Here is a 6,261-nt window from a genome sequence, read left to right as displayed (position 1 = left end):
TCAAGTATTACAATACTGAACGGATCAAGATAAAATTAAAAGGACTGAGCCCAGTTCAATACCGAACTCAGTCTTTACCTAACTAATTTAAACTGTCCAATAAATTGGGGTCAGTTCATTATTCACTCTGCTTTTTAAATTCACTATTACACTTAAGTGAAATTATTCGATAACTTTATAATCGAGACGAAGCTCTTTAGGGACTTCAAAAACAATATTTTCTTCACGCCCTGATAATTCGACCATATCATCAGCACCAAAGGTTTTTAAACGTTCTAATACTTGTTGAACTAAAATATCAGGCGCTGAAGCGCCTGCTGTAACACCAACAATATTTGCATTAGCGACCCATGATTCATCAATATCTTCAAAGCTATCGATAAGATAAGAAGGCTTACCCGCTCGCTGTGCAAGCTCCGCTAAGCGATTTGAGTTTGATGAGTTTTTAGAGCCAACAACAAAAACAACATCCGCTTTTTCAGCAAGTTCTCTTGCCGCTTCTTGACGATTGGTTGTTGCGTAACAGATATCATCCTTACGAGGCCCAATAATTTTAGGGAAGCGTGCATTTAAAGCATCGATCACTTCAGATGTATCATCTACAGAAAGTGTTGTTTGAGTCATAAAGCAAAGATTATCTTCATCTTTTACTTCTAATTTCCAAACATCAGCAGGCGACTCAACCAAATACATTCCCCCTTCAGGGTTATTGTATTGCCCCATGGTGCCTTCAACTTCAGGGTGTCCTGCATGACCTATTAAAATTGCTTCTTTACCTTTACGGCTAGCTCTAGCCACTTCCATATGAACTTTAGTCACCAATGGGCAAGTTGCATCATAAAGCATTGTTAAATTACGTGAGCGAGCTTCTTGCCGAATAGCTTGAGAAACACCATGAGCCGAAAAAATTAAAATCGCGTTATCGGGTACTTCTGAAATTTCTTCAATAAAGATAGCACCACGTTCACGTAAGTCGTTAACGACATAGCGGTTATGAACAACCTCGTGGCGAACATAAATAGGCGCGCCATAGATTTCCAGAGCGCGATCAACAATGCTGATAGCTCGGTCAACACCAGCACAAAAGCCTCGTGGGTTAGCCAGCAGTATTTGCATGTGTTGTTTCCTCCTCCGGATTGATACAGACAACTTCAATATCAAATGTCACTTCTTCTGACGCTAACGGATGATTAAAGTCAACTGTTACAGAATCTTCAGTGACATCTCTTACAATGCCTGGCATTTCACTGCCATTCATTGCTGTAAATAGCATAATAGTGCCAGCCTCAGGCACACCAGACTCTGCAAAGTCAGAAGGCATAAAGTATTGGATCAAGTCAGGATTGTATTTACCAAAAAGATGCTCACCCGCAAGCGTAAAGGTTTTTTTATCTCCCGTAGATAATCCCAATAATTCAGCTTCTAAGGCTGGTGATAAACTTTCATCACCTAAACGAAAAAGAGCGGGTTTACCATGCGCTTGTGTAGATTCAGCAACAGAGCCATCTGCTAACTTTAAAGTGAAATTCAGCAACACTGCGCTGTCGTTGAGTACCTGCATAACCATACTAATACCTTCTTATTAAGCGTAACCCCCGCCATAAGGCAGGGGTTATTTTAGTTAACTTCTTATCTGATTACTTTTGCTTTTTTGTATCCTGTGGACTGACATTTTTATCAGGGAAAAAACTCTCAATAATAATAAGTCCAGCACCAATACAAATCCCCATATCAGCAATATTAAAGGTAGGCCAGTGCCAATCTCCGACATAAACATCAAGAAAGTCGATGACAAACCCATGGATCAGACGATCAGAAAGATTACCCAATGCTCCGCCAATAATGAGCGCATAAGCAATGTTACTTAGTTTGGCACTCGCTTTATTTTTATACATCATTACTAATAAAGTAATGCAGATTGCCAATGCAATCAGTGCAAAAAACCAACGTTGCCATCCCCCTTTATCTGCTAAAAAGCTAAAGGCTGCACCATAGTTATGGGCGTAAGTGAAGTTGAAAAAAGGCATCACAGCAACAGATTCATACAGACGAAATGTCTGCATGAAATACTGTTTCGTTCCTAAATCCAACACCACTACAGCGACGGCTAGCCATAGCCAGCGTAAACCTGTAGAGCAAAGTGTTTTCTTCATTAATTAAGCAAACTTACGTTCTTCACCGTTACCGGCTACGTTAGTAACACAGCGTCCGCATAATTCAGCGTGTTCCGCTACTTGACCGATATCTGTCGCATAATGCCAGCAACGAGGACATTTTTCGCCATCTGCTTTGTTAAAGGCGATTTTTAAACCCGCCATATCAGAAGCTAATGCCGTTTCTGGTGCTTCATTAATATCTACCACTTTCGCTTGAGATGTTAATAAAACAAAACGCAGTTCGTTACCTAACGCATTTAACTTATCGGCTAAAGCTTTATCTGCATACAGTGTTACTGATGCTTCTAAAGAGCCACGCAGTTGTTTATCTGTGCGAGCTTGCTCTAATACTTTGTTGACTTCACCACGAACAGCAAGTAATTCAGCCCAGTAGTCATCATTTAAGGTTTCTGACGCATCTAAGCCAAATAAATCGGTATACCATTCTTCCGTTAAGACATATTTTGCACGTTCACCTGGTAACTCATTCCAGATCTCATCTGCGGTAAACGACATAACGGGCGCCATCCAACGAACTAATGCTTCACAGATATGGAATAACGCAGTTTGGCAACTACGACGAGCAACACTATCGCTTTTCGCAGTGTACTGTCTGTCTTTGATGATATCTAAGTAGAAAGACCCCATTTCCACTGAACAGAACTGCATTAAGCGCTGAATAACATTATGGAAATCGTAATTTTCATAGTGTTTTAGAATATCAGCTTGTGCTGCTTTCGCACGGCCTACAGCCCAACGGTCAAGTGTTACCATCTCTTCTGGCTTAACTTGATGTTTAGCAGGATCAAAGCCGTTTAAGTTAGCTAAGAAGAAGCGCGCAGTATTACGAATACGGCGATAAGTATCCGCAGAACGTTTTAAGATTTCATCAGATACTGCAATTTCACCAGTATAATCTGTTGATGCAACCCATAGACGTAAGATATCAGCACCCAGTTTATCCATCACATCTTGTGGACTTACTGTGTTACCGATAGATTTAGACATTTTACGACCTTGTCCATCTACGGTAAAACCGTGTGTTAACACTTCACGATAAGGCGCTTTACCTTTGATTGCCGTCGAGATCATCAGTGAGGACATAAACCAACCACGATGTTGGTCAGAGCCTTCTAAATACATATCAGCTGAATTGCCATGGTATTCTGGGCGAGCATCAACAACTGTTGAGTGTGTTGATCCTGAATCAAACCATACGTCCAGTGTATCTGGCGTTTTCATGTAATCGTCAGCGTCATCACCCAACACTTCACGGATATCTAAATCCCACCACGCTTGAATGCCGCTCACTTCAACACGTTTTGCCACTTCTTCCATCAACTCTAAAGTACGTGGATGTGGCTCTTGTGTCTCTTTATGAACAAACAGAGACATTGGCGTACCCCAAGTACGTTGACGAGAAATACACCAGTCAGGGCGGTTTTCAACCATTGATTCAATACGTGCTTGACCCCAATCAGGGATCCATTTAACACCTTTGATCTCTTTTAATGATTGTTGACGTAAACCGTTTTTATCCATACCAATAAACCATTGTGGTGTAGCACGGAAAATAACCGGCGTTTTATGTCTCCAACAACAAGGATAACTGTGCTGCAATGCTTCGTGATGTAACAGAGCACCTTTTTCTTTTAGCAATTCAACGATGACATCATTCGCTTTAAAAACAAAAACACCATCTAATGTTGGATAAGTACCTGTTAAGTAACAACCATTTGGGCCAACTGGATTTGCGACTTCTAAACCGTATTTTTGACCAATAACGAAATCATCAGGGCCGTGGCCTGGTGCAGTATGAACAGCACCTGTACCCGCCTCTAAAGTAACGTGATCACCTAAAATTGCAGGTACATCAAAGCCCATAAATGGATGATTAAATCGCAATAGCTCTAAATCAGCACCTTTACATTCGCCTAAAACAGTCCAGCTTGTTACGCCAATACGCTTCATTACACCTTCAACAAGGTCAGAGGCTAAAATCACACACTCGTCGTCAAAAGAGACTAAGGCATAATTAAATTCTGCATTTAAGGCGATAGCGCGGTTAGCGGGTAACGTCCAAGGTGTTGTTGTCCAGATAACCAAAGAAATTGGTTTATCTGTTGTTGTATGGAATTTTGCAGCAACTGCATTTGGATCAACGGCGGTAAAACGCACATCAATTGAAGGGGACGTTTTATCGTAATATTCAACTTCAGCTTCTGCCAGCGATGAACCGCACGCTGTACACCAGTGAACAGGTTTAGCCCCTTTTAACAGGTGACCATTTGCGATAATGCGCGCTAATGCACGGATAGTATTCGCTTCCGTTTTATAGTCCATTGTAAGATAAGGTTTTTCCCAATCTCCTAGAACACCTAAACGAATAAAATCTTTTTTCTGTGCTTCAATTTGCTCGTAAGCATATTTACGGCATTCCTCGCGGAATTGCGCTGCAGATATTTTCTCTCCTGGTTTACCTACGATTTGTTCAACTTTTAGTTCGATAGGTAATCCGTGACAATCCCATCCTGGAATGTACGGAGAATCAAAGCCTGACAGCCCTTTGGACTTAATAATAATATCTTTGAGAATTTTGTTTACTGAGTGACCAATATGAATATTGCCGTTGGCGTATGGAGGGCCATCGTGCAAAATAAATGTTTTCTTACCACTTTTAGCCTGACGAATTGCTTGATACAAACCTTCTTTGTACCAACGGGATAACATCTCTGGCTCGCGCTTTGCTAAATCCCCGCGCATAGGGAACCCTGTTTCTGGTAAGTTCAGGGTATTTTTATAGTCACTCATTCGATTCTCAGTTCCAATTTTCCGCTAGTTTATGACTCCGACCGCTGCGATAAAAAATCCCTAGCAGTAGCCACATCATCTGCGATTTGCTGCTTTAATGCATCCAGTGATGCAAATCGCTGTTCATTACGTAATTTCTTTCGTAACACAACATCAATACGACGTCCATATAAATCCATATTAACGTCGATTAAATGAACTTCTAATTGTACGCCCTTCCCTTTTACAGTAGGACGACTTCCGATATTTGCCACACCGGGTAAAGGTGATTGATTATCTGATAAATAGACATCAACGGCATAAACGCCTTTAACGGGTGCAACTAAGCGTTTCATAGGAATATTGGCTGTCGGAAAACCAATGGTTCTACCCAATTCATTACCATGAACAACACGCCCACAGACACTGTAAGGATGGCCTAGTAGTGATTCAGCAAGAACTAAATCATCATTGAGTAACGCTTCTCTTACCGCAGTGCTACTGATACGTAATCCTTTATCGCAATAACTTTCTGTACTTGCGACTTCAAATCCATACCTTTCACCAGCTTGTTGTAAGAAGTGAAAATCACCTTCACGGTTTTTGCCAAAGCGAAAGTCATCGCCAATAGCAAGAAATTTCACCCCTAACTTATTCACCAATAGTGATGAAACGAATTCCTCTGGGGTTTGTGCCGCAAATTGTTTATCAAATTTGACACACAAAAGGTAGTCAATACCGCATTCAGCCAAATACTTTATCTTATCTCGTAAACGAGTCAGACGTGCTGGTGCTTTTTCTGGTAAAAAAAACTCAAGCGGTTGAGGCTCAAATGTCATCACAACCGTGGGTAACCCTCGTTGTGAAGCTTCTTGCTTCAAGTGTTTCAATAATGCCTGATGGCCTCGATGGACACCATCAAAATTCCCAATTGTCAGAACGCAACCATGATGTAGCGCTCTAATATTCTGTATACCGCGAATTAGCTCCATAACTGGCTCAATACCGTGGAAATTATTGGATTATACCTTGTCAAAGGCTTGAGAGTAACCCAATATATCAATGTTTATTGATGAGTAATATCTCGACAAGTCGATTCACTATTATTCTTAAATGTGACTACTCACATTAAACAAAAATGGACTATCACTCACTTCTTGGTTATAAAATCGCATAAAATCAACCGTAGATCCTATTAGAATCTATTATTTATTACTCATATACACGATTTTGATGATTTTTTCACTCAAAAGACTGTATTCTACCCGTCTTAACTGATAAAATCTTGCGCCATCACAACGAAACAAGTGTCGCG

Annotated in this window: 6 protein-coding genes; 1 reads left to right on the top strand and 5 read right to left on the bottom strand. The window is 40.7% G+C overall.

Annotated features, from left to right (window positions below; genetic code table 11):
* Positions 1-86: IS3 family transposase (locus tag CUB63_RS15400; RefSeq protein WP_157955987.1), on the top strand; the 86-nt coding region annotated here is incomplete at its 5' end.
* Positions 87-162: 76 nt separating this feature from the next.
* Here the strand turns inward: CUB63_RS15400 and ispH are convergent.
* The 5 genes from ispH to ribF form a co-directional block, all read right to left on the bottom strand.
* Positions 163-1,116: a 4-hydroxy-3-methylbut-2-enyl diphosphate reductase gene (gene ispH / locus CUB63_RS15395; RefSeq protein ID WP_109848430.1), complete on the bottom strand. Its 954-nt coding sequence runs from the start codon at positions 1,114-1,116 to the stop codon at positions 163-165.
* Positions 1,097-1,567: an FKBP-type peptidyl-prolyl cis-trans isomerase gene (fkpB, locus tag CUB63_RS15390; RefSeq protein WP_006535221.1), complete on the bottom strand. Its 471-nt coding sequence runs from the start codon at positions 1,565-1,567 to the stop codon at positions 1,097-1,099. The genes ispH and fkpB overlap by 20 nt, the downstream gene beginning before the upstream one ends.
* 70 nt (positions 1,568-1,637) lie before the next feature.
* Positions 1,638-2,153 (bottom strand): signal peptidase II, encoded by a 516-nt coding sequence (gene lspA, locus CUB63_RS15385; protein WP_109848429.1) that lies wholly within the window; start codon positions 2,151-2,153, stop codon positions 1,638-1,640.
* 3 nt (positions 2,154-2,156) lie between these two features.
* A complete protein-coding gene (gene ileS / locus CUB63_RS15380) occupies positions 2,157-4,967 on the bottom strand; it encodes an isoleucine--tRNA ligase (RefSeq protein WP_109848428.1) in 2,811 nt (936 codons plus the stop codon).
* A gap of 29 nt (positions 4,968-4,996) precedes the next feature.
* On the bottom strand, positions 4,997-5,938 hold the full coding sequence (gene ribF, locus CUB63_RS15375; protein ID WP_072063723.1) for a bifunctional riboflavin kinase/FAD synthetase: 942 nt from the start codon (positions 5,936-5,938) through the stop codon (positions 4,997-4,999).
* Between the last annotated feature and the right edge of the window lie 323 nt (positions 5,939-6,261).

Origin of the sequence: Proteus penneri, assembly GCF_003144535.1 — a bacterium.
GTDB lineage: Bacteria > Pseudomonadota > Gammaproteobacteria > Enterobacterales > Enterobacteriaceae > Proteus > Proteus penneri.
The sequence above is the reverse complement of the archived record's forward strand: the minus strand, read 5'-3'. Positions and strand labels throughout refer to the sequence as shown.